We start from the raw sequence: 24,222 nt of genomic DNA, 5'->3' as shown, positions 1-24,222 counted from the left end.
ATCGTGGCGGGTCCCGTACCCTCGCCGGGTCCGCCTTACTATTAGGAGGCGACCTTCAACCGGAAACTGATACTTGTGGGGCCAGCGCCATGGACCAGTCGCTGACTCCGGGTCCATTTTCTAGGTTTCACTTTCGCCATGAATTGACTCTGCTTTCCGCGCTCGTCAAAGATCGTTCCGCGGCTGAAACTCATGTTTCAGGTACATCTACGGACGGCCGCATAATTGCCGGGACCAGGGATGACAGAGCGGAACGTATCTGAACGGGGAAGCGCGGTGCAATTTGTGTCAGGCCGATCGACCAAGTTCGGCCGATACGAACTCTTTGCAGATCTCAAACTATTGCTCCGCGACGGAATCAAGATCGACCTTGGCGGACGAGCCTTCGACGTTCTCCTGGTTCTTGCCGAAGCCGGTGGCGATGTCGTCAGCAAGGAACTTCTCATCCAAAAAGTATGGGCCGGAGCCGCGATCGAAGATAACAGCTTGCAAGCCCAGATATCCGCAATCCGGCGAGCTCTCGGCCCTGATCGTGACCTCCTCTCCACCGACTTCGGTCGGGGTTATCGCCTGGCGGGCTTGAGCCGAACTGTTGAACAGCACCATGATGCGGACCGAACGCTGCCCCCGACACAGCTTCCGCTCGCGCTCACCCCGTTGCTGGGACGCGAAAGGGAGTGCTCTGAAATCGCGCGACTCATCGCGCGAAATCGCTGTGTCACCCTCACGGGTCCAGGGGGGATCGGGAAGACACGTATGGCCCTGGAGGTCGGCCGGTCCATCGCTCCGGTGTTTTCTGACGGGGTTCACCTCGTCGAGATGGCTCGCGTCACCGAGGACAGTTTGGTTTGGTCGACGATTGCCGGGTGCCTGCAAGTTCCTAACACCGACCAACCAGAGCAGATCCTGAAGGATATCAAGGACAAACATCTTCTCTTGATCGTCGACAATTGCGAGCATCTAACGGACTCCATCGCCGTTGCGGTGGAGGTCCTATTACGGGCTGTCAGCAAATTGCATATTTTAGTCACCGCTCAGGAGCCGCTCGGGGCCGAAGGCGAACATGTTTATCGGCTCTCGCCACTGTCAATTCCGCCGCCTGAAACCGACTCCAGGGAAGAGGCGCTCTCGCATGCAGCGGTGCAGCTCTTTGTCGACCGTGCTTCGGCCAGTTCGCAGTCTTTCGCGCTGACGCAAGATAATTTTCGGGATGTCTGCGCCATCTGCCGGCGGCTCGATGGACTACCGCTGAGCCTTGAGTTGGCCTCGGCACGCGTCTCGGCTCTCGGACTTCAGGGCGTGATCGTAGGTCTCGACGACCGGTTCAAGCTCCTGACAGCCGGGCGTCGGACGGCCTTGCCCCGCCATCGGACCCTGCGGGCCACGGTCGACTGGAGCCACAGCCTTTTGAATGCCGAGGAACGGAGTTTTTTTCACCGGCTTGCCGTCTTCGCATCCTATTTCAACGCCGCCGCGGCTCGTCACGTCGCCGGGCCGGACTTCGCGGAGCCGTGGCGGATCTCCGACTTGCTCGCCGATCTCGTCGCGAAATCGCTTCTGCTTTGCGAGGTCGACACTTCCCGTCCGCGTTATCGGCTGCTCGAGACGATTCGATTTTACGCACTCGAGAAGCTCGCTGAGAGCAGTGACGTTGCGGCGGTCGCTCAGCGGCACGCCGATTTCGTGGCTGCGATGGTTGAAACGGGAGCTCGGGAGTGGGTCACCGCACCGACCGAGGTCTGGAGGCGGGAGCACCAAAGCGAGATCGACGATCTGCGAGCCGCGCTTGACTGGGCCTTTTCCCCCGCAGGCGCCAAGCCGACCGGGCTCAAGATTCTCGCGAGTTCTGCCCCGTATTGGATTCAGCTCTCGATGCACGACGAATGCCAACGCTGGTTGACCCTGGCACTCGCAACGTCGTCGAGCATTCCGCCGGAAGAAGAGCTTGCATTGCGGGTCGCCCTCGGCACATCGCTCAGTTGGGCCAAGGGACCTGTCAAGGAAACCGGCTCCGTTTGGGCATCGGCTTGCGAACTGGCCGTTCGATTGAACCATGTCGAAGCGCAGCTTCAATCGCGGTATGGGCTGTGGCTCTTCTTTCTGCGCAGCGGCGAATACAAACAAGCCCTGGCGCACGCAGCCGAAATGATGAAGCTGGCACAGGCGGTCGGTGACGCCGAAGCATTGGCGGCGGCGCAACGCATCGTGGGAGTATCCCGGCATTTTCTGGGGGACCACAGCGAAGCCCGATCGCTGATTGAAACGTCGCTCGCTTGGTACGACCAGGGACTTTGCAGCCAACCGTTCCGGTTCGGGCTCGACCAGAGGGTCTCAGGGCTCGCCTTCTTGTCGCGCGTTCTTTGGGTCCAGGGAGAGTTTGCCAAGGCCTTTGAAGCCGCTTCAGCATCGATCGCAGGAGCTCGTTCGTTGGATCATGCATGCACAATGTGTTGCGCGCTTGCGGAGGGATGGTGCACCGTCAATGCGCTGGCAGGTGATCGGGACGCTGTCGAGAGCGGCTCGCTCATGCTGATTAAGACCGGCGCAAAATACGGGCTCGGGTTCTGGACCGCCTATGGTGAGATTTTTCAGACCTGGGCCGAAGCCACAGGCGCGAAGCAACCTGACGACGCACTGTTGCGATTGATCTCCCTGCACAAGGACATCGACCTCGATCCCGGCTATTCGAGCCTTGTGGGGGACCTTCTTGTCCGGGCTTCGAGTGCCGCGTCGCTCGCGCAAATCGACATCGGACTTCTTCGAGGTCGCGATGAAGAGATCAACTGGGCAACGCCAGAATTTGCGCGGATTCGGGCGCGCCTGCCGGCCTCGTTGGACCAGTCGGCAGCGGAGCATTCGCTAAATCGCGCATTGTCGCTGGCGAAGGGCAGCGGCGCCCACGCCTGGGAGCTCAAGGTTGCGATCGACTTGGGACGCCTGCTGATCAATGAGGCGCGCGTCGCCCAAGCCCGGGAGGTCCTCGGTTCCGCGTTGTCGACCCTGCCTGCCGCCACTGGCGCGCTGGCCGAGGAGGCTCGGAGCCTGATGGCCGGGTGCGCCCCCGATTAACCTCGGGCCGCGCATGCCCGACGCACCTTTTCAGACGTCTGAAATTCACCGTCATTGCGCCTGAACGACCTCACCGACCATTCTGCACCCAACCACATCGGGAGGCGCTTGGATGGCCGAACTAGTCGCAGTTTACGCAGTGCCGCATACGCCGAGCTTTGTCGCGGAAGTTCTGCAAAATGGAGACCGGTCCGAAGCGGCACAATTCTTTGCGAAAATCCGCCGCCATTTGGCGAGTGTCCGGGCAAACCTGATCGTCACCGTCAACAACGACCATTTCAACACGTTCTTTCTCGACAATCTGCCGACGTTCGCGATCGGCTTGGCCGACCGAACCGCAGGGCCAAACGACCGGACGCTAGGCATGCCTTGGTACGAGGTCGAGGTGGATGCGGAAGCAGCCGTCGGCCTGCAGCGCAACTTCTTCAATGACGGGTTCGATTTCTCCTCCACTCAGGAATTTCAAATCGATCACGGAGCGCTCGTCCCGCTCCACTTCATGACGCCCAAGATGGACCTCCCCATCGTCCCTATCTTCATCAACTGCGTCGTGCCTCCCCTGCCATCCGCGGCGCGTTGCTACAACCTCGGTCGTTGCCTTGCCAACGGGATTCGCGCTTTGAGCTGTCGAAGCGAGGCATCGCGGGTCGCGATCGTGACCAGCGGATCCCTCAGCCTCGAAATCGGCGGACCGCGCGCATTCGAGGGCAAGACATTCGGCGTTCCCGACCCCGATTGGGCAGGATGGATTCTGGACTGCATTCGATCAAACGACCATCAGGCCCTGATCGACGCCGCGACGGAAGCCCGAATGCTCCAAGCCGGCAACGTTGCCGGCGAGTTCCTGAACTGGATGATCGCATTGGGAGCCGTCGGCAGGTCGGTGCCCGACATTCTTATCAACCAGCCCCAATTGGGCAATGCCTTCGCGGCATGGTCGGTAGGGACATGGTCATGAAGGGGTATCTGGTCAACAAATTCTGCCGACGCGTGCTGCACGACAAGAGCTTTCGGGAGCTTGTCCTCAGAGACCCGTCGACGGCGATCTCTTCGATGCCCCTCAGCCCGTCCGAGCGCGACGCGCTCCTCAACGGCGACGTCGCCGCGCTGTATCACGAGGGGGCATCGGCATTCCTGTTGCTGATCTTGTGCCGTTTCGAAGTGCTCGGCCTGACACTTCCCGTCTTCAACGGACGCATGCGGGCAATCCTGCCGGATCAGCCCAGGTCATTCCAAGAAAAATAGAGCGGATCAAAACGCCGCCAGCAGTGAAGCATCCGTTCGCCATCGGCGAACCCGGGAGGAAAGATAATGACAAGCACGACCGGAACGATCGGCCCTATCCAGAGGCGGGCGCTCCTCAGCAGTTTCATTGGCTGGATGTTCGACGGATTCGAGACAAGTACGCTGATCCTCGTCGGCGGCGCGGCCGTCCTATCTCTTCTGCCCGAACATGGAGTCGACCAGGTTCGTGTCGCGGTCGGCACCGCTCTCAGCAGCACGCTGATGGGCTGGGCTGTCGGCGGCACGATCGGCAGCGTCATGGCCGACTATGTCGGGCGCAAGAAGATGCTGATGATTTCGATCGCCGGCTATTGCGCCTTCACGGCCTTCACGGCCTTGAGCAGTTCAGTGACGATGCTCGTCGTTCTCAGGTTTCTGACAGGAATGTTCCTGGGCACAGAATGGAGCACCGGCACGGCGCTCGTCGCGGAGACCTGGCCGGCCTCCGCGCGGGCCAAGGCTCTCGGAATCATGCAATCCGGCTACGGATTTGGATTCTTCCTTGCCGCCGGACTCTGGCTTGTCTTGCAACCGGTCGGAGGCCCTGATGCATGGCGGTGGATGTTCGTGATCGGCATCCTGCCCGCTCTGCTTCTGATCTATATCAGGCGGAGCGTGCCTGAATCCAAGCTATGGCTCGAAGCGGTTCGCGACACCGAAGCCCATCCAAAAGGAAGCCGCCGCTGGACCGTGGTCGAGATGTTCGACGAGCCTGGGTCAGTCCTGCGCACGCTTGCGGTGCTGGCAATGGCCTCGATCACGGTCGCCGTCTTCTACGGCATCTCGGCCCTCACCGGTCCCTATATCGGCGGCCTGGCCGCCAAACAAGGCCTCTCCGCTCCCGCAATGGCAAGCGTCAGCGCGCTCGTTTATAATGCCGGATCTATTGTCGGCTACGTCTCAGCCGGCTTTGTGGCCGATGCGATCGGCCGAAAGCCATACATGTACATCTCCTTCGGTGGCGCGATCCTCTCGGGATTGCTGATGTACTTCGTACCGCAGACGCTCATCGCTTCGCTCGCTTGCGTGTTTGTCCTCGGCACGTTCACGCTGGGTGTATTCTCATGGCTGCCGATCTATCTGCCCGAGCTCTTCCACACGCGCGTACGGTCGACCGCGTCGGGCTTGATCTTCAATCTCGCAAGGCTCGTCGCATTTCCGTTGCCCTGGCTGACCGCGTTTCTGTTCACCGAGCTCGGCGGCTACCAACCCACCGTGCTCATGCTGACCCTGCTGTACGCCGCTTCAATCGTCATGCTGAGCCTGCTTCCCGAAACCAAGGGCAAGCTGCTGCCGACCTGACTTGATCATCAACCGCTTTATCGGAGAACAAAATGGACCTCGGAATTACCGGCAGAGCCGCCATCGTCACCGGAGCGAGCACCGGCATCGGATTTGCTGTCGCGAAGGAACTCGTTTCGAACGGTGTGGCCGTCGTGATCGCAGCGCGTGATCGGAGGCGACTGGAGCAAGCCAAGGAAATCCTGCTCCGCGCGCCTGGCGCCAAGGTCGCGTCCGTCGATGTCGACGTCGCCGCGCCGGACGCGGCACGGACGCTCGTCAACAAAGCCCTCATGACGTTCGGTTCGATCGACATCCTTATCAACAATGCCGGCCGAGCTCATGCCGGCGGACTGATGAACTCGAGTGAGGATGATTGGACCGATATGACCGCGGTCAAGCTCACCTCGATGCGACGGCTTTGCAGGGAGGCCATCCCGCACATGCAGCAGAAACGATGGGGCCGCATCGTGAACATGTCCTCTATCGGAGGAATCTATCCCAATCCGAAGCTCTTCGTGTCCCACGTCCTCAGCGCAGCCATAAACAATCTGACCAGATCGCTTGCGCTCGAGGTGGCGAAAGACGGAATTCTCGTCAACGCAATCGGAATAGGGGCTGTCGCGACCGACAATTGGGCCAACAATATGCTTCCCGCGGTTCGAAAGAACCGCCTCGAGATGAGCTCTCTCGGCGATGACGAAGTGCTTGCTCGGATCTCGGCGGAACTCACCCCCGTCGGCAGAGCTGGCACGCCGGAGGAAATCGCGGCCATTGCCGCCTTCTTGAGCTCAGCGCGGAACGGCTTCGTGACAGGCGACACGATCGAGGCTTCGGGTGGCGCGGACCGGTTCATGTGAGAGGATTCGGGCGCCGAGCGGCGGCAGCTTGGCCGTGAACTGTTCACGTCAGGAGAGCTATTGCCCCTCAAGCCCTTCTACCAAAAACAAAAGAGGCCAGACCGAGTGCTGGGTGCGTCAAGGCTGAGCGATTTCCAGCCTTGACGGCATCTGCGCTCTCCCGGTCGTTTTGTGAACTCGCGCCCTAGCTTTCCTCGGCTACGTTTTGACGACGAATATCATCTGGAATCTCGCGCAGAAAGCTTTGCCCCTTTTGCAGGCGGCGCCCAAGCGCCTCGACAAATCCTTCAAAGCGCTCCCTGCCCTTTACTTGCGCGGCCGCTTGGGCATCGTTGGGCAACGGTGGCGTGATAGTCAGCCAGAAACGGATGAAGAGAGCCAGGGACTCGGCGGTCAAACCGACGTCACGCTCGAGCCTCTGCATCTGACGCGACAGCCGGTCCAGGCGCCGGGCGAACGCCGCCTCCCGCCTGTCCGCACCATCCGGTGACAGAAACGAGGCTACCGCCGCCTCCACGATCGCAGACCGGGAAAGTTTCTTGCGATCGGCAAGCTCGGAAATCTGTTTCAGCAGTTCTGGCGGGAAGTAGACGTTCATCCGGTCGCGCATAATGCCTCAGAGCTCCATACCGTCATTCGGGTCCAGCGCGACCTGACGAGCGACGCGGCGCATCTGCTGGCGTATGAGCCGGGACTGGCGGGCCGCATCTTCGTCATCGTCGAGCACGGCGGCAAACTCCTCTGCCGGCGTCGGTTCGGTCGTCTCCTTGGCGATCGCAACGTGATCGGGGAGTTCAGGCTCACGACGGAGCCCGCTGTTCGCCGTGTTTTCCTCGGCCTCCGTGGCTTTGTCAGTTGGACCTGCCGTCGGCTTCAACGGTACGAGCGCTGACCATCCGTCCGTGCGCGACGATCGGCCGGCCGTAGCTGGATCAGGCGGCGGCAGAACCCGCTCGGTGAATCGCCTATCCTCGTAATAGCGGACCTTCTTGGCTCGGATCGGCGCTGTCCCCGCCACCATGACGATCTCGTCTCTCGGCGGAAGCTGCATGACCTCGCCCGGGGTCAGCAGCGGCCTTGCCGTCTCCTGCCGCGAAACCATGAGGTGGCCCAGCCACGGGTTCAACCTGTGACCGGCATAGTTCTTCATCGCCCTCATCTCGGTCGCCGTACCCAACGCGTCGGACACACGCTTCGCCGTCCTCTCATCATTGGTCGCGAAGCTGACGCGGACGTGGCAGTTGTCCAGGATCGCATTGTTCGGCCCGTATGCCTTCTCGATCTGATTGAGTGACTGCGCGATCAAGAAACTCTTGATGCCGTACCCCGCCATGAAAGCGAGCGCGGACTCGAAGAAATCAAGCCGCCCAAGGGCTGGGAACTCATCGAGCATCATCAGGACGCGATGCTTTCGATCGCGGGCCTGCAGGTCCTCGGTCAGTCGCCGGCCGATCTGATTCAGCACCAGACGGATCAGCGGCTTGGTCCGAGAAATATCTGACGGCGGCACCACGAGGTAAAGCGTCGTCGGGCGACTATCTGCGATCAGATCGGCAATCCGCCAGTCGCAGCGACAAGTCACCTGAGCCACGACGGGATCGCGGTAAAGCCCGAGAAACGACATCGCGGTTGACAGGACGCCTGAACGTTCATTCTCGGATTTGTTGAGGAGTTCGCGGGCGGTCGAGGCGACCACGGGATGGACCCCATGCTCGCCGAGATGCGGTGTGGTCATCATGGCCTTCAACGTAGCCTCGATCGGCCGCTTCGGGTCCGACAGGAAAGCAGCAACACCAGCCAAGGTCTTGTCCGCCTCGGCATAGAGAACATGGAGGATGGCGCCGACAAGAAGCGAGTGACTGGTCTTCTCCCAGTGGTTCCGCTTGTCGAGCGAGCCTTCGGGGTCCACCAGAACATCGGCAACGTTCTGGACATCGCGGACCTCCCACTCCCCGCGCCGGACCTCGAGCAGCGGATTGTAGGCTGAGGACTTTGGGTTGGTCGGGTCGAACAGCAGCACGCGGCCATGACAGGAGCGGAAACCGGCGGTCAGCTGCCAGTTCTCACCCTTGATGTCGTGAACGATGGCCGAACCCGGCCATGCCAACAACGAGGGAACGACTAGTCCGACACCCTTGCCGGACCGGGTGGGAGCAAAACACAACACGTGCTCCGGCCCATCATGGCGGAGGTAGTCGCGATCGAGTTTGCCCAGCACCACACCATCCGGACCAAGAAGTCCGGCCGCTCGAACCTCCTCTGGACCAGCCCAGCGCGCCGAACCATAGGTCTCGACGTTCTTGGCCTCGCGCGCCCGCCACACCGACATGCCGATCGCTGCCGCGATCGAAATGAAGGTCCCCGACGCCGCGATGAAGGCACCCTCGACAAAGACCGGAGGGGCATAGGCGTCGTAGACAAACCACCACCAGAAGAAGATTGGGGGATAGTAGATTTTCCAGCCTCCCAACTCGAACCACGGCCTACCAAGCTCCGGCTGGTACGCGAGCCGCCAGGCCGTCCATTCGGTCGCTCCCCAGATGGCCAACAAAACGATCAGGCCAACGACGATCACCTGTCCCCAGAGGATTTTGGTTCCGGACATCCCGAACGCCCTTCCGCAACTGAATTGACGAGATACCTAGAGGCCGAGGTGGCGCTTCCGACCAAAGCCCCATTCGATGCCACCGCCATCCTTGACGACGCCGGTGACGTGTTGGCCGAGCCTCTTTTCGAGCTCGCGCGACCACGGCACTAGCTGGAAGCCGAGCCCATTATCGATCATGGCGAAGCGTCCCGAGCTGAGGGTCAGCCGCTGGCGATACGTGCCTGCCACGTGTTCCCCGGATGCGGCCGCCACATGAGCTAGCCCCGTGTCGGCCGAGACCTTTGCGGCCACCTCGTCCAGCTCGCGCCGGCGCAACGTGTTGAGGAGGTCGCGCTGCAAGATGATGCGTTGGCCCTGCCGCCGTGCCAGACCCTTCTGAATCAGATGCTCGGTCCGGGCTTCCATGGCCCTGCGGGTCTCGCGGCCGAATCCGCCCATGGCGAGCGGCATGGGGTCGCGTTCGACCAGCCTATGGTCGAGCCAAGTCGCCCCGTTCGCGGTAACCTGCCCAGGTAGATCAAGATCGGAACGGGTCGCGAGGAGCAAGGTGGGCTGCGGATCGCCGGTATGATCGAAACGTCGGATTTCGACGATTCCGCCGATCGACGGTGCGTGGTCGAAAGCCTCCAGACCTCGGAAGCGCACATGATGAGCGCGTCCGTCTGTTCCATCGATCAAAGCGTAGGCCTCACCAGTCAGTTCGTCATGCAAACCGCGATCGATCAACCGACCGATGATCTGCGACGTCGGCTGCCCGCCTTCGATGACGAAGTCGGCGACGCCGCGCGCTTCCCCACTCTCGGTGAAGGCACGGTGCATGGTTTTGATGATGTCGCCGCGCATGCCGAGGTCGCGCAAGCTGCGCTCAACTTCTAGCCCTACCATCCATTCCCCTGACGCGACGGGTGCGGCAAGGCCCATCTTCTCCAAGTGCTTAAGGCGGCCGACCATCAGGCGCCTGATCTCGGGATCGGACTTTCCGGGATTCTCCGGCCGAACATCGATGTAGCCGGCCTCATCAGCCGCCAGTCGGATTTCTCGGTCGAGTCGCGTCCATCGTTCAGCTGTGACTTCCCTCTCCAGCGAATTACGGATCTCGTGCTCAAGCTTTGGCCCCAGCTCGATAGCGACCAGTTCCTCGGCGCGTGAGCGCAAGCCCTGGCTGATGTAGTCGCGGGAGATCACGAGATCCGCCCCTTCCTTATCTACTCCACGAACGAGAATATGGACGTGAGGGTTGTCGGTATTCCAATGATCGACAGCCACCCAATCGAGCCGCGTGCCGAGATCGGTTTCCATCTGCCTGGCGAGATCGCGGGTGAAGGCCTTCAGGTCGGTCATGTCGCCGGCTTCCTCCGGCGAGACGATGAACCGGAAATGATGCCGGTCGTCTTTGCACCGTTCTGCGAAAGCCGCGCTGTCAGCGCGGTCGCTGCCCGCATCGAACATCTCGGCACGCTCGCCGCTCCGGGTCACGCCGTCGCGCTTCAGATATGAGAGGTGGGCGGTCAGTGGCGCTGAACGGAAGGCTCGCCCTTTATGACGAACCACGCGCGCCTTCACCACAACGCGCCGCGTCGGGCTGAACAATCTGGCGCGGCTAAAGGCGACGCGCCCGCGGCCAAACGTCGAGCGCCCATAGGCCGCCGAACGGCTGCCGGCTGCGGTCTGACCCGAGGTGTGTCCTGCTTTCTTCGCGGCACGCAGGACCTGATTGATGAAGCTCTTTTGTTTCGGCGCGCGGGTGCTGCGAATGCGCCCAGGCCGAATACGCAGATCGCTGTCGCCCACGCTCACGGCAGGGCCTCCCCACCATCGAAAACGCACACGGTGCCGAAAACGCCTTTGATTACATTAATCAAAATGCAAAGCACGGCACGCGCCCCGACCGACCGGCACGCCAGAACCCAAGCCATGCCAATGGGTTGCGGTGCGACCGGCGAGCCCCTTTTATCTCGCCTTCCTAATCGGGCGGGCAAAGTCAACTCATTCCTACGCTTTTCTTCGACTCTTCGAACTTCAGCCATTACCGACTCCCTGCATCGACAACGCACAAGCGTCACCACAACCGCGCTTGCGATCAGCATTCACCAGGCGGGGTCCATGCGTTCCTTCGCGTTCAGCACTTCGGCCGTCGCATGCTCTTCATCAGGTTCGTAAACAGGGCTGTCCAAGCAGTCCGGCGCTCTCGTCCCCGAAGGGCGGCAGCAGGCAAGAGATAGCGGACATTCCCCGTTTCGCGGCCCCGCCAGGGGACGCTCACCGCGCGCGCGGATCTCTAATTTCGCTCCTCCTCAACATGCCGGGCGTAAACCCAGCGCTAATCCGTCGTCATCTGCACCGCGGCTACCGTGCAGGCTTCAAGCGCAGCCGCTGCGTGACTTTGGCGCCGAACCCGACGTGGAAGTCGGTCTCGCTGACCCACATCCGGTGCAGAATGCTTGCGAGCTTGCGCGCGACCGCGGTGATCGCGCACAGCATGCTCGACCGTTTGGCGATCCGCAGACCCCACGCCCGCAGCGCCGACCATTTCCTGACCCGCAGCAGCAGGCTTGCGGCCGCCTCGGAAAGCGCCTCGCGCACTGCTACGTCGCCCTGTTTGCTGATGCGCCCTTCGTAGTCGATCGACGTGCCGGACTGGTGACGCCTCGGCGCCAAGCCAAAATGCGCGCCTACCGTTCGCGATCTGGCAAAGCGCCGGGGATCATCGACGCCGACCTTGAACGACAGGGCCGCAACGGGACCGACGCCTGGAACCGTCATCAGGCGCCGGCAGACGGCATCATGCTGGACCACCTGCAGCAGCACGCGATGCAGCCGATCGTAACCCTCAAGGATGGCGCGGCGCACATCCAACATGGCCTCAATGGTCATTACGAAGATCGGATCGCTGCGCTCGATCAGCTCGCGCACACGGACTTCGTAGGCACCGCGGGCGATGGCTCCAACGAGCAACCCATAGGCCCGCAGCGCACCACGAATGTGGTTTTCGAGGTCGATCAGTTTGCGCTTGAGCAGCTTTCGGCTGGTCAGCAGCGTGCGCATCTTCTGCATGTCGATATTCTTGACATGAACTGCGCGATACCAGCCCAACCGCATCATCTGCGCGATGCCGCGCGCGTCATTCCGGTCGGTCTTGTTCCGCATTGTCGACAGCGAAACGCGCATGTGACGCGCTTCGACGACAATAATCGGGAGCCCCGCTGGCTGCAGCTCGCGATACAGCCAGATACCTAGCGATGACGCCTCGATTCCGACCCTATCGAGGCGATCCGCGTAGCCCTCTACAGCGGAGCGGATCGCCTCTGGCTCTGTGCTCACCTTGACTTCGCGGAGCGTGAGGCCATCGCTATCGACGATGCACAGACTGGTTTCTTTAAGACCGACGTCCAATCCAACGTACAGCTTCATCAGAGCTCTCCTGTGTGGCAACGACGACCTAAGTCGTTGCACCGGGCTCCGGATTCCGCCACACGGCGGCTATCGCCGTGCACTGGTTTCTCGGAGCCCGATTTGAAGAGCCCTCTTAATCGGTCGTGTCGTTGGCTTGCTCTCAGCCATTTTCGCTTCCTTTCTCGCTTGCGACAAGGACCTCTGCGCCACGCTTGAACGCGCTGTGCCACCACAGCCGGGAGTCCCGGTGCGCCGTGCACTGTTCCGCGCTCATCGACGGCATAATCTCGCTGCAGCAGGGCAGCGCGGACGCCGTCGCGGCGCATCTTTCCCTCGGCATGACGGAGCCACATCACAGGCAGTCCGGCGTGGTCCACATCGCACGTCACGTGCGTGGCCACAGGCAAGATAGCGTGCGTTCCGTCGTCGTTGATCTGCACCAGGTCTCTTCCGCTTGTGGCGGAGCTCCGTGTTCAAAGCCTTGCGGTCATCGGGTCATTGATCTGCAATCGGCTCGGGTTGGTCATGCATGGGCTCCGAGCAGCTTGCGGTCCTTGGCGGCGGCACGCGCGCTCACGTCCGCCTGCGATGCGCCCGGATCGCCGCAATAAAACGTGCCATCGACCCACATCGCATGCATGATCACCGCGAGCTTGCGTGCCACCGCAACGATCGCCTTGCGGTGGCTCGTGCGCTTGGCGATCGCCAGCCCCCACGTCTTGACCTTGTCCTTGCGCTTGAAGCGGGTCAGCAACGCACTTGCCGCCTCATAAAGCGCCCGCCGCACGTCGCCATCGCCCGCCTTGCTGATCCGCCCCTGCACGTCGATCGACGTGCCGGACTGCCAACGCCGCGATGTCAAGCCAAAATAGGCCGCCACATCACGCGACCGCTTGAAGCGTGCAGGGTCGTCGATCGCCGTCATGAAGCTCAGCGCTGCCACCGGGCCGACGCCGGGGATCTGCATGAAGCGCCGGCACAGTTCATGGCTCGCCACCAGCTTGACCACGAGATCGTGCAGCCGGCAGTACTCCTTCCACAGCGCGGCGCGCGCGTTCAGCATGGCATCGATCAGCTCGCTGACCAGCGCATCACCCGCCACCACCTCGCGCACCGCCTGCGCGAAGCCGCCGCGGCCAACATGACTGAGACGAATGCCAAACACCTTCAGCGAGTGCCGAATCGCGTTTTCCAGATCCAGAAACTTGCGCTTCAGATTGCGCCGGTGCGTCAAGAGCAGCCGCAGCCGGTAGCAGGCTTCGCTCTTGATATGCGCCTTGCGGAACCAACCGGTGCGCATCAAATGCGCCAGGCCGAGCGCGTCTGTCCGGTCGGTCTTGTTGCGCTGCGCCTTCAGCGCGGCGCGGACGTGGAAGGTTTCCAGGCAGACCGCGGGTACACCGAGGCGAAGCAATTCCGGGTGCAGCCAGGGTGACAGCGACCCCGCCTCGTGGCCGACCCGGCGCAAGCGGCCGAGATACGGCGTGAGCGCCACCTTGATCGTCTCGGGGTCGGTTACCACGGTGACCTCCAAGGCCACCTGGTCTTTGTCGTCCACCACGCAGATCGCCGTCTCGTCCATGCCGACATCCAGGCCACAGAAGAATTCCATCGCTCGCCTCCCGCGTTGCTGAGGCGGCGCAGTGTGCGCTTCATTCATCGCGCAGACCACTTGCGCTGCGGCCGCACATCCCGCTGCAGACCGATTACGGGCGGCCGTCCTGCCGTCGTAGTCCCCCGGCCGCCCCCGACTGTTTGCGAGCGCTTGCGATAGCGATCGTTACCCGAAGAGCCGAGACACCCGTAGGGTGGCTCGGTGAGGAGCGAAGCGACGAGTAGAGAGCGCGGGCCGAAGGCATCGCCCATACGCCATCAGCTTGCGAACCCGCACACTTGGTCATTGCGATGCTCCCGAATCCGATCGAGGGACGAACACGCCAATTGGCCGGGGAACCATGTGCGAAACATCGGGCGCCGAAATTGCGGTCGTGACACCGCTGGACGGCATGAGCGCCGGCAACCGATCGCGCGTTTTCATAAGATTGGCTCGCCCGACGAACAACGTCGCAGCTGCTGATGACTGTCCGCTGGAGGTCCACCTCAGCGGCAGTTCGATGGCAAGCAGATTTGCTAGCTTTGCGACGAATGCTCGCGTCTCGTCTGGCAAGGAGCTACCAGCGAGATGCTCTTCATAGCGAGCTGGTCCCGCGTTGTACGCGGCAAACACGCCAGGCGAGCCATACCGATCGAGCAGTTCGCGCAAGTACGCCGTGCCGGCCAGAATGTTGTCATGCGGGTCGTAGGGGTCGTTCCCGAGATTGTAGCGCTCGCGAAGTTCCGCCCATGTCGCCGGCATGATTTGCATCAGGCCCATTGCGCCCTTTGGCGATCTGGCGTGCACGTCACCAGCACTCTCGATGCTTTGGACTGATCGGATCCAGTTCGGCGCAATCGCAAAGCGTTGTGAGGCTTCATTGATGAAGCCGGCAAATGAGTGAGCGGTCTGACTGATCGCCGGCTGGGCGGCTGATCCGCTCCGGGCCAAAGCAGAACTGTCGAATGCGGTCAGAAGAAGCATCAGGGGCACGACAGCACAAACGCGCGTGCCCAACCGACCCAAGCACGCGGTCGGGCTCGCGCCAGCCTTGCAGATATCGATCGAGATGGAGGAATGATCCCGCAATCGATCGAACAAGGGAATGGCAAGGAGAACACGTCGAATAGGCACGATCACTGCTCCGACGTCCATACCGGCGTCGCACGGCCGATCACGCTAGATGCCGGAAGAAATCCAAAATACCGGCCATCAAGAGAGTCGTCCGACTGCCAGTTCATCAGAAACAGCTCGCCGTCGCCGACGACGCGGCAGCCCTGCCACTTCGGCAGCGGCCTGCCTCGTCTGTCGTGATCCTTCGCCTCCCCCACCGCGACGTCGTCGACCGAAATCGTGAGGCCGGTTCTGCAAACACTCTGCCCCGGAAGGGCGAGCACGCGCTTCAGCATGGGGACGCCAATGGGCAAATAGCCGTTAAGGTCGAGGAACGTCGCGAGCGGTTCCGGCGGCTGCACGGCGACCAATTCAGTGACTTGGAATTGGTCCACCGGTCGGAGGCGGTAGAGACCGATCGGCACGCTCGCGGATGCGTTCCAGATATAATGCGGAAGCGGCTCCAGGACGACCGTCGCGATGAGAGCAGCAGCAGTCCCACACGTCGCGGCCAATATCTTCAAGCGGCCTGTCATCGCATCACCCGTTGACGATGCAGCCAGGCCTGGTGGCGCGCTTTCGTATACGGGCGCGGGTTCTCGTTGACGGACAAACGGTTATGAACGTGATGCCAATGATCGGGCGCAACATCCGCCGGTTCGATGCCGAGCGCCTCAACGGCATCGATCATCTGCAACACCCGTTCGACCTTCGGCCAGCAGGACAGACGCAGCAAAATCTCTCCGCCGGGCGTCACATACGGCACGGTTAAGCAACGCTGACCTGGCGCAACTGCGCGCAAGATGTCGATCCGCGAAATGATCGTTCCAAAGTCGCTCGAGGTCCAACGGACGAAGGCAAAGATGCTGCCGGGCCCAAATGACAGGACGCGCCGATGGCGATCAAGCTTCCGTTCCTTGACAATGCGACCGAACCGAACGCGGTTTTCAATGCGCTTCTCAAGCCACAGCACTTCTACTTCGGTAAGATCGCTCATACCGTGGCTCCCCTGCGCTCGAACTGGGAGCCGTCCGCTTTGGCGGAGGGAAAGTGCGTGTACGGCTTATGAAGGCCAGCAGGATGGACGGGCCGGCTTTGCCAGCCACGTTCCATGCGCTTTTCGACCTGGTCCGTTAGAAGAAATCCGAAGGATTTCTGGTTAGCCGGGGTACTGACCGGTGCCCCCTCGCCGGCCGTGCCGCTGCGAAAATGCCTCGCAGCGATTCGCGAACGGAGCGCGCGGTGCGGTCCGGCGGTCGGCGGTGGAGGCGAACGATGGACATCTATGCAGGGCTCGACGTGTCGCTGGAGGCGACGAATATTTGCGTGGTGGATGGCGACGGCAATGTCGTCCGGGAAGCGAAGCTCGAGACCGATCCGGACGCGATCGAGCTGTTCCTGGCCGAATGGGGAATCCACGTCAAGCGCGTCGGGCTGGAGGCGTTCTCGTACTCGGCCTGGCTCTACACGGCGCTCGCCGAAAAAGGCCTGTCCGTGATCTGCATCGAAATCCGGCACGCCAAGGCGGCGCTGAACGCGATGCTGAACAAGACCGACCGCAACGACGCCAGGGGCATCGTGCAAATGATGCGAACCGGCTGGTTCCGTGCGGTCCATGTCAAATCGGAGGGCGCGCAAACGCTGCGCGCGCTGCTGGTCGGACGCAAGGCGCTGCTCGGCAAGGTGCTGGATATGGAGAACATGATCCGCGGCCTGTTGCGCCCGTTTGGCCTCAAGGTCGGCGAGATCTCGGTCGGCCGCTTTGACGCGCGGGTGCGCGAGATCATGGCCGGGAAGAAGGAGCTGGAGGCGATCGTCACGCCATTGCTGGACGCTAGAAGCGCAATGCGGCTGCAGCTGGCAAAACTGCAGCGCCTGGCGCTGGCGGCGGCGCGGAGCGACGATGCGGTGCGGCGGATGATGACCGTTCCTGGTGTCGGCGCGCTCGTGGCACTGACATTCCGCGCGACTGTCGACGATCCCGCACGATTCAGGAAGTCGACCAATGTCGGCGCCCATTTCGGCCTGACGCCGCGGCGCTATCAATCCGGACAGACCGACCGCATCGGCGGCATCTCCAAATGCGGCGACGAGTTGACACGGGCGATGCTGTACGAGGCGGCGATCGCGATCCTCACCCGCATTCCGAAGAACTTTAAGCTGAACCTGTGGGGCCTGCGGCTGGCCAGGAAGAAGGGTCTGAAGCGCGCGGCGACCCCGGTGGCGCGCGCGCTCGCCGTGCTGCTGCACAAGATCTGGATCGATGGTACGACCTTCCGGTTTGGCGCCGGCGGCAAGCGCGGCCGGGTCGCTGCGGCGCATTAGGGGCCTCCGCGACCCGGCCGCTTCCACGCGCGCCTTCTCCTTCTGCCACGGCGAAGCAGCGTCTCCCGAGGAGACGGGGATTTGGGTGAGATCGCAACTTTCCTTGCCGGCGGCTTCATGACGGCGTTTGAAGCCATCAAGCACGGCGCTGGTTAGCCTGACCGCCCTTTCCTCAGATTCCGGCTTGTGGTGGCCGTCGTGCCAACCACGGATGTTAGCGAGTTCTCCTCGACGAGCGAGTGGCTGCAAAAGGATGTGACGCGCAGCAGGCGATGATGTTGACGTGAGCGATCGCGCAGACTTGTGCGCGATCGCGTTGGCGCGCGTGCATTGGCGACAACAATCGTATTGCAGCGAAGCTTTGCGCGTGAGAGAGTGGATGCATGAGGCATCCTCGTTGCACGCGCGGCCGACTTGTTCACAACGTACTGATTCACAACAAGAAGTTAGTGTCAGTATGTTAGTAACGTAAAGCGCCGAGAAACAAGCGCTTAGGCTCGATTTCGGTCCCCGATAGCACGAGGATCGGATCCCCAATAGCACGAGCAGATTCACAGGCTATCCTCCGAGTTTGGAATAGGACCGCGCCGGCGCAGGCGAGCCGTTAGGGGATCAACAGGCGTTGGCGCGAAGTTCGGTCGCTCGATGCCGTTCGGATCGCACGAGAGCACGAGCTGATAGCCGGGCAATGTCTGGCGCTGGACGATCTGACGTACGTCGTAAGCAAAGTGATTGAGTGGCGAGAGGATGCCGGACTTGGCATGGAGGTGCACAAGGTCAACACTCCAGCCGCCGTCCTGGCGTCCACCGTGCTTGCGCACGAGCCGGTAGAGCCACCGCTCAAGTCCGCCCATCAGCTCGAAATAGGCGCGATCGATCGTCAGCACGAGCGCTTCATCGATGACGCCGGCGTAAAACCAATCCGGCAGAATCAGTTCGATCCCAAATGGACGACCGTTTGCATCGGCCGTCTCCTTCCATTCGTTGATCCAGGAGAAGCGATGCCGTCGCCGTTCTGGCGGTTGACGGATCGACGTCAGCACCGTCGTTGACTGGAGTCTGTCGAGACCTGCCTTCAGGCGGTCATAGTCGCGCGCGCTGGTGCCGCGGCCGACGAACGTCAAAATTTCGTAAGGCGTTGCAGCCATCAGGCGCGACGTCTTCAAGCCGGGATCACGTGCTTCGATGATCTGGGACGCCGCCCAGATCAGAACGTCTGCATCCCAGATGGTCGCCATGCCGTGTTCCGGAACAGCTTCGACACGAATTGAGATCGCACCTGCGCGGAAATCGATCGGCACAGTTCGCTTTGTTTTTGCAAGCGAGAAGAACGGATAAGCCATCAGATCTTGCGCATCGCGGGGCGCGAGATCACCCGGCAGCGCCCGAAAGAGCTCAAGCTGGTCGCGCTCGGAATGGAGTTTGCGCCGCATAGTCACTGCTCTCATGCTGACATCAGCGACGTTCTTGACCTGCGTAGGGGCGCAGGGCCGGATGCTTCTTGGCGGGCAGCACGGTCCCCTTGCCGGGATCGGAGGTCGACGTCTTGGCGCCGCGGTCGGCCCATGCTTTCAGGTCATCGACGGCGTAGACGACACGTCCGCCAATCTTTCGATATGTTGGTCCGGTGCCGTACGTGCGGTGCTTCTCGAGCGTGCGACCGGATAGGCCAAGATAGCGCGCGGCCTCAGGTGTACGCAGGAATCGCGGGGGAAGACCGGCCATCGGATCGGGCATTTGAGAGCTCCAAGAGGACAGCGCACTACGCTTGGCTAGGCCGGCGTGTGTTGCGGTAATCATGGAGGAGCGCGATATCGGAGGGGGATGCCGAATATGGAGGGGGCGATTTTCGGCACCCCTTGGGAGCACTACTCGTCCTTGCGCCCGGGCCGCAGAAGTTTGCGGTAACCACCGCGCATCAACGCGAGGCCGCCTTGCACCAAGCGGATTGTTCGATTGCGCAGATCATGCGTCTTCCAGGCGCGATCGGGGATGCGCCTTTTGCCGAACAGCGCTTCGGCGATAACGCGATAACTGCCGCCGGCACTATGCGCATCGAGCGCGCGGATCGCGGCGCTCAGACGTTCGCGTCGCTGTTTCGATAATTGATGAAATGCAGGACCTGGCGCGCGTCCATTCATCGCGCGCCACAGCCGCCGTGCTGCATACGCACGCGCGTCGAAATCGCCATCAAACGGCAATTCGGCTGTGTATGACGCGCCGAGCACTGGCGCATGCTTGGACCAAATGCGGTGGTCCACCGAACCGATGCGCAGCACGGCATGCCAGCCGTCGACAGCGCGGCGTACTTGGCCAGCTGTAAAGTCGAGCAGTGGCTGAGACGACACCCTGCCGTCGTCGGCCATTGCGACTTTGACCGGAACGACCGCGGCTAAAACCTCAGGTGCCCAAAAGATCGTTTGCTCGTCGAAGGACCGCTGCGGGTCATGGGCGAAAGCAGACGCCCCACCTCCTCCTGAATTCCTCCGTCACTTCGCCGTTCGGGCTGCTTGCGATCATCAGTTCATACTCGCGTCGATAGTCCGCGTTGCGGCGGAGACATTCCCAGACGATGTCGGTGATTTCCGCGTCTTGTAGGCTCTTGTAGGATTCCGGCGACCGCCAGTCGAATTCAGGCATTGCTTCCGCCCCATTGCACGCAGCTAACAAGGATTGCGGCGCAATAGGTATGAACGAGGCGGTTGTAGGAAGCCCCTAGTTTGGCACCACGTGGTGCACCGGAATGACCACTGGTTAGCAAAAGAAAATAGTTCTGCCTGCAGGTCGCCAGCCGGCGATTTTATTCTATTTCAGCCTGTGCCGCGGAAGAGTCGCCCCTGCTCCGTCACCCACTTGGCGCGCGCAAGATGACTCTGATATGAGCGCCGCGCACGATCCGGCTCTCGCTCTGGGTCCATATGCAAGACCACGCGAGCCACTTCGCGCCAGTCCGCCCCCTCACCCTCCGCCTGCAGAAGGCGCATGTACGTGACCACATGCCCTTCGTCATAGGCCGTCATCGCCGATTCACTCGGGGCCACATCTGCAACGTCGGGGTCCAGCGGCAGTCTATTCATTAGCGTACGGCATCTCATTGAAGCCTGGGCCTATCTTATGGTCTAAACTATCGAAATAGATTGGTTATAGCCAGTGGTTTGATGGCCTACCAAATGGCTGCTTTTGCGCATGAAAGCTCGTGCGCTTGTGGCCTGGAATGTCCGCCGGATCCGCGTCGATCGCGGCATTCCGCAAGAGCAATTGGCTTACGATGCTGGGATAGATCGCTCGTACATGAGTGGCCTTGAACGGCAATCGGAGAACCCGACGATTGATCTGCTCGATCGACTGGCGGAAACACTAGGCGTTCAGTTGTCGGAATTCTTCGTTCAGCCCCCTAGAGGAGCGACGACGCCCAAGACATTACCCAAGGGTCGCAAGCCGATCCGACCGAATCGCAAGCAGAAGTAATTGTTTCGCAACTCTTCGAGCCATCTTGGAGTGGCTAGATGCCATGTGTCTCACTTCCTTAATTCGTGCCTTTTTTATCGCGAGCCGGGCCCGAGGCCCGGCGAGCGCCGGACGCGTTCACGCGGCGCCGCCGCCGATCCGGCTTGCCGGATCGGCGGCGGCGCATTAGGCATCGGGCGAAGCCGCGCGATCGTTCCCGATTGCGCGGCTCGGATTGTCAGATTGCGCGCTCCATCAAAGCGCTTTGCCTTGCCTTCCAAATCAAGGCGCGTGTCCTGATGAGCCTTGCCACGAGCAAATGCCGTAATGCCCTGCACGAAATCGAAGATGCTTTCGGGCTTGCGGTTTTCTTCGCCCAAGACAGTTTCGATGATTTTCGAGGCCTCGGATTTAGAAAATCCACCCCTGCGGAGGAAAGTCTCCCGGTCCTCGTCCGTGCGGGCAACAATCCGCTCTCGCGCCGCCTTGATACCGGCGACGAATGGCCCGGGCGAGGAATTGGCAAAGGTCGTCAACGCGGGAGCGGCTTCATGCGCAAAGCGTTGCGCGGCGAATTTCGAATGCCGGATGTTGATCTGTTCGAAATTCTCCACGCCCCAGAGATTGCGGTTCATGCAGACGGCGCGAAGATAGAAGCTGGCAATACTCAGCGTTTTGCTACCAACTTCGCTGTTCCAGCAATAAAATCCCCGGAAATACAAATCCGGCGCCCCATCCGGCAGGCGCCCCGCCTCAATTGGGTTGGTGTCGTCGACCAGAAACAGAAACACATCCCGGTCACTGGCGTAGAGCGTGGTCGTGTCCTTGGTCACGTCCACAAAGGGATTGTGGGTCATGGTCGCCCAATCCATCACGCCCGGCACCTTCCACCGCGTGTCACCGGTGCCATTACCTGCGATCTTCATGACCGCGGTGACCAACTCATGATCCCAAATGCGGCCATAGTCCGGCCCGGTAACAGCACGAAGCTCAACACGTCCGCTATTGGTCTCCAGGGTCTTCACGAGCTCGGCGCGATGCGCCAGCAGCCCGTGTTGCAGATTGATGGCGGACAGGGCCGCGGGAAGCTGCCTCAGATAGGATGTCGGCGCACCGACCAGTGTGCACAACTGGCCAAAGCTCCAATGGGTCGGCACCACCGGCTCGTCACGTCCCGGTACCGTCAGGGCCAGCCGCTCCAAATTGTCTCGATTTGCCTCCACCCGAATGGCCCGGCTCTCCACCGTTCGCGCCTGTGCGCGTTCGGCTCGGCCTCGTACCGCTTCAAAGAGGTCCGGCAGGTTCAGGTACCGCTCGTCATCCGGTCGCGCAAACCACTCGGACGACACGCGGCCGATCCGCTGGCCGCGCGATACATCCACGCGAAAACCGCCCGAAGCAGGCTGCTCGCTCTGGGATAGGGTCATCATGTTCATGGTCATTCTCCTATGGGCTGAGGTTGAAGCGCAGCGCTGCGCTGCAACCCTGCCCGTCGGCGAGACCTGGGGTAGCAAGGGCAAGGGCGGCAGGACGCGGAGGGGGATCACCCGCCTGACAAGGGCGCGCTAACAGCGCGCGTCTGCACGCGCCTGACGACGACGTCGTCATGAAACGCGGAAGACCGGGGATACCGCTCCGGCCGGCACGGCGAGCCGTGCTTCACCCTTGCCCGCGCGAGGGCGAAGCCCTTAGCCATCTCTTCAAAGAAAAATGCTTTTCTTCCCGCAAAGCAGCGTGGGAAACGCAAAAAAGGCCCCGCCTCCGAGGAGGCGGGGCCGATGATGCCGAGGGATCAGTCGCCGTTGCGGCGGGACCAGATCAGGGTGAAGCCCTCGTCGCCTTCGACCTTCACCAGCGAGGCGTAGATCGGGGCCGGGAAGCTCGGGTCGTCGAGCTTGACCGAGAGGTATTCACGGTCGCTGTCGCGGGCGGTCTTCTTCCAGGCGGCGCCGAATTCGATCATACCGGCGAAGATGCGGTAGTCCGGCGCCTTCTCGTTGTCCTTGTCGGATGCGGCGAAGCGTGCCTTGATGTTCAGCGTCAGCGTCTTGATCGAGCCGATGTAGCCATTGTCCGAAGCGCTGAAGTTGCCGATGGTAGCCATGGTGGTCTCCGTTTGTTGCTCGGGCCGCGCCCATCGCAGCCTCGATGGCGATCCTTGGCCCGGGGAGCGATCGGCCCGCAGCCTTCAGGCCCGCAGCGCCAGCGGAGGACGGCGATAGCCTGCTTTTTTGTCTTCCGCGAGGAATGTCGCCTCTTCGCGGCAGGGGAAAAAAGCAGGCGCAGCCGTTGCGGGAAGGCGATCGAGGCTCTTGCCGTCCCTCGGGCCTGATCAGCCCATTCGAGGTTGCGTTGGACGCGCCATGAACGAACTGACGGAGACCACCATGGCGGCCGATGCCGACGCAGCACAAGGACATACCTGGGTCGATCGAACACCTGCTGGCGCCGGAGCATCAACGGCAAGAAAGACACATCTTGGCAAACGCTAGCGCCCGACTTCGTATTCCCGCGTGCTAGGTGCGAGAATGCGACCAGGGTAATCCCCAGACAGCAATCTCAAATGCTGCAGGCATCACACGATCAATACGTCCAGCCTCATCGCTTGCTGCTGATTGACGAGCACGATACAGCCGCCCCCTTTGCTGCCGCAAACGGCATAGATCAGAGGGATCGAGGCCTTGATCATGGCATGCCTTCCATTTAGCGGACGCCGCTGTGCGCAAAAATCGGCCGCGCGCCGGGCAGGCGCGCGGCCGAAAATTTGATGCTGACCGGGGCCGCTCAGGCGGCCCCGGCTCTGGTATCACTCTGCAGGCTGCGAGTATGCATCACCGCCTTGCGCCTCGTTTGGCGCAGCCGCCCGATTCTCCGGCTTGGTCGTTCTCAGCAGTGAGCGCCAAGCGGTCGTCGCCAGCAACTGTTCCGCGGCTCTCACCATGTCGATCTGCTTCATATCTACATTCGCTCGGCGGTCTCGCCGCTCACGGTTCGCGAACTGCCTCCAGAACGATGCCGGCGCCGCTATGAAACGCTGTCATCCCGATACTCAGTGCGAGAAAAAAAGAAGGGCATTACAAAGCACTCGCAACGATGGCCCAGCAGAACAAAGCCAATGCCGATTGTGTTCAGAAACAAGTGCAAGGGCGAGCACGGTGGTGGCTCCTGTGCATAGATGTACCCGTCGCGCTTCCACCACCACGGCGCAACTCTGGAATATTGAAAGCAAAAGGAGGCGGAGTTGCGCC

Annotated in this window: 23 protein-coding genes and 2 pseudogenes; 10 read left to right on the top strand and 15 right to left on the bottom strand. The window is 61.6% G+C overall.

Going from position 1 to position 24,222, the window contains the following annotated elements:
• Window positions 1-240: 240 nt before the first annotated feature.
• From XH85_RS48040 to XH85_RS16360, 6 genes and pseudogenes are all read left to right on the top strand, one after another.
• Window positions 241-513: pseudogene (locus XH85_RS48040) on the top strand (winged helix-turn-helix domain-containing protein); the annotation flags it as partial.
• A 243-nt stretch (window positions 514-756) separates the two neighbouring features.
• On the top strand, window positions 757-3,069 hold the full coding sequence (locus XH85_RS16380) for an ATP-binding protein (RefSeq protein WP_245473661.1): 2,313 nt from the start codon (window positions 757-759) through the stop codon (window positions 3,067-3,069).
• Window positions 3,070-3,181: 112 nt separating this feature from the next.
• Window positions 3,182-4,027, top strand: a complete 846-nt coding sequence (locus XH85_RS16375) for a DODA-type extradiol aromatic ring-opening family dioxygenase (protein WP_128932617.1) — start codon at window positions 3,182-3,184, stop codon at window positions 4,025-4,027.
• The gene (locus XH85_RS16370) at window positions 4,024-4,314 is read left to right on the top strand and encodes a hypothetical protein (RefSeq protein ID WP_128932616.1); all 291 of its coding nucleotides are present in this window, start codon (window positions 4,024-4,026) and stop codon (window positions 4,312-4,314) included. Before XH85_RS16375 ends, XH85_RS16370 begins: the two co-directional genes overlap by 4 nt.
• Window positions 4,315-4,380: 66 nt before the next feature.
• Window positions 4,381-5,655, top strand: a complete 1,275-nt coding sequence (locus tag XH85_RS16365) for an MFS transporter (protein WP_128932615.1) — start codon at window positions 4,381-4,383, stop codon at window positions 5,653-5,655.
• Between the two features lie 32 nt (window positions 5,656-5,687).
• Entirely contained in the window at window positions 5,688-6,494 is an 807-nt protein-coding gene (locus XH85_RS16360) for an SDR family oxidoreductase (protein WP_128932614.1), read from the top strand.
• 184 nt (window positions 6,495-6,678) lie between these two features.
• Here the strand turns inward: XH85_RS16360 and XH85_RS16355 are convergent, their stop codons facing one another.
• From XH85_RS16355 to XH85_RS16315, 8 genes are all read right to left on the bottom strand, one after another.
• Window positions 6,679-7,104, bottom strand: coding sequence for a ribbon-helix-helix domain-containing protein (locus tag XH85_RS16355; RefSeq protein ID WP_128932613.1), 426 nt, complete (start codon window positions 7,102-7,104; stop codon window positions 6,679-6,681).
• 6 nt (window positions 7,105-7,110) lie between these two features.
• A complete protein-coding gene (locus XH85_RS16350; protein WP_128932612.1) occupies window positions 7,111-9,099 on the bottom strand; it encodes a conjugal transfer protein TraG in 1,989 nt (662 codons plus the stop codon).
• Window positions 9,100-9,135: 36 nt separating this feature from the next.
• Window positions 9,136-10,899, bottom strand: a complete 1,764-nt coding sequence (locus XH85_RS16345; protein ID WP_128932611.1) for a relaxase/mobilization nuclease domain-containing protein — start codon at window positions 10,897-10,899, stop codon at window positions 9,136-9,138.
• A 549-nt stretch (window positions 10,900-11,448) separates the two neighbouring features.
• Window positions 11,449-12,513: an IS110 family RNA-guided transposase gene (locus XH85_RS16340; RefSeq protein WP_128932610.1), complete on the bottom strand. Its 1,065-nt coding sequence runs from the start codon at window positions 12,511-12,513 to the stop codon at window positions 11,449-11,451.
• A 505-nt stretch (window positions 12,514-13,018) separates the two neighbouring features.
• Window positions 13,019-14,107 (bottom strand): IS110 family RNA-guided transposase, encoded by a 1,089-nt coding sequence (locus tag XH85_RS16330; protein ID WP_128937298.1) that lies wholly within the window; start codon window positions 14,105-14,107, stop codon window positions 13,019-13,021.
• Between the two features lie 285 nt (window positions 14,108-14,392).
• The gene (locus XH85_RS16325; protein WP_420837888.1) at window positions 14,393-15,244 is read right to left on the bottom strand and encodes a lytic transglycosylase domain-containing protein; all 852 of its coding nucleotides are present in this window, start codon (window positions 15,242-15,244) and stop codon (window positions 14,393-14,395) included.
• On the bottom strand, window positions 15,226-15,738 hold the full coding sequence (locus XH85_RS16320; RefSeq protein ID WP_128932609.1) for a S26 family signal peptidase: 513 nt from the start codon (window positions 15,736-15,738) through the stop codon (window positions 15,226-15,228). Before XH85_RS16320 ends, XH85_RS16325 begins: the two co-directional genes overlap by 19 nt.
• The gene (locus tag XH85_RS16315) at window positions 15,735-16,199 is read right to left on the bottom strand and encodes a DUF2840 domain-containing protein (RefSeq protein ID WP_128932608.1); all 465 of its coding nucleotides are present in this window, start codon (window positions 16,197-16,199) and stop codon (window positions 15,735-15,737) included. The genes XH85_RS16320 and XH85_RS16315 overlap by 4 nt, the downstream gene beginning before the upstream one ends.
• Window positions 16,200-16,477: 278 nt before the next feature.
• Between XH85_RS16315 and XH85_RS16310 the strand changes: the two genes are divergently transcribed.
• Window positions 16,478-17,527 (top strand): IS110 family RNA-guided transposase, encoded by a 1,050-nt coding sequence (locus tag XH85_RS16310; RefSeq protein ID WP_128932607.1) that lies wholly within the window; start codon window positions 16,478-16,480, stop codon window positions 17,525-17,527.
• 551 nt (window positions 17,528-18,078) lie between these two features.
• On the opposite strand, the gene XH85_RS16305 is transcribed toward XH85_RS16310, so the two are convergent.
• The 5 genes from XH85_RS16305 to XH85_RS46665 form a co-directional block, all read right to left on the bottom strand.
• A complete protein-coding gene (locus tag XH85_RS16305; RefSeq protein WP_128932606.1) occupies window positions 18,079-18,960 on the bottom strand; it encodes a replication initiator protein A in 882 nt (293 codons plus the stop codon).
• 22 nt (window positions 18,961-18,982) lie between these two features.
• Window positions 18,983-19,264, bottom strand: a complete 282-nt coding sequence (locus tag XH85_RS16300; protein ID WP_008561544.1) for a helix-turn-helix transcriptional regulator — start codon at window positions 19,262-19,264, stop codon at window positions 18,983-18,985.
• A gap of 131 nt (window positions 19,265-19,395) precedes the next feature.
• Window positions 19,396-19,893, bottom strand: a complete 498-nt coding sequence (locus XH85_RS16295; protein WP_128932605.1) for a DUF2285 domain-containing protein — start codon at window positions 19,891-19,893, stop codon at window positions 19,396-19,398.
• A gap of 79 nt (window positions 19,894-19,972) precedes the next feature.
• A complete protein-coding gene (locus XH85_RS16290) occupies window positions 19,973-20,167 on the bottom strand; it encodes a transcriptional regulator domain-containing protein (protein ID WP_128932604.1) in 195 nt (64 codons plus the stop codon).
• A gap of 170 nt (window positions 20,168-20,337) precedes the next feature.
• On the bottom strand, window positions 20,338-20,604 hold the full coding sequence (locus tag XH85_RS46665) for a DUF2285 domain-containing protein (RefSeq protein WP_128932603.1): 267 nt from the start codon (window positions 20,602-20,604) through the stop codon (window positions 20,338-20,340).
• Between the two features lie 109 nt (window positions 20,605-20,713).
• Between XH85_RS46665 and XH85_RS16280 the strand changes: the two genes are divergently transcribed.
• Complete coding sequence (locus tag XH85_RS16280; protein ID WP_128932602.1) at window positions 20,714-20,995, top strand: helix-turn-helix domain-containing protein; 282 nt, start codon at window positions 20,714-20,716, stop codon at window positions 20,993-20,995.
• Between the two features lie 217 nt (window positions 20,996-21,212).
• Here the strand turns inward: XH85_RS16280 and XH85_RS16275 are convergent.
• Window positions 21,213-22,404, bottom strand: a pseudogene (locus XH85_RS16275) (DUF932 domain-containing protein).
• Between XH85_RS16275 and XH85_RS45120 the strand changes: the two are divergent.
• A complete protein-coding gene (locus XH85_RS45120) occupies window positions 22,403-22,543 on the top strand; it encodes a hypothetical protein (RefSeq protein ID WP_164940784.1) in 141 nt (46 codons plus the stop codon). The pseudogene XH85_RS16275 and the gene XH85_RS45120 overlap by 2 nt on opposite strands.
• Window positions 22,544-22,766: 223 nt before the next feature.
• Here the strand turns inward: XH85_RS45120 and XH85_RS16270 are convergent, their stop codons facing one another.
• Window positions 22,767-23,078 (bottom strand): DUF736 domain-containing protein, encoded by a 312-nt coding sequence (locus tag XH85_RS16270; protein WP_128932601.1) that lies wholly within the window; start codon window positions 23,076-23,078, stop codon window positions 22,767-22,769.
• Between the two features lie 259 nt (window positions 23,079-23,337).
• Between XH85_RS16270 and XH85_RS47360 the strand changes: the two genes are divergently transcribed.
• Window positions 23,338-23,466, top strand: a complete 129-nt coding sequence (locus XH85_RS47360; RefSeq protein WP_276486167.1) for a hypothetical protein — start codon at window positions 23,338-23,340, stop codon at window positions 23,464-23,466.
• Window positions 23,467-24,222 lie beyond the last annotated feature (756 nt).

It is taken from the genome of Bradyrhizobium zhanjiangense, from assembly GCF_004114935.1.
In the GTDB taxonomy this organism is placed as follows: Bacteria; Pseudomonadota; Alphaproteobacteria; order Rhizobiales; family Xanthobacteraceae; genus Bradyrhizobium; species Bradyrhizobium zhanjiangense.
This window is presented reverse-complemented; position numbering and strand designations above follow the sequence as displayed.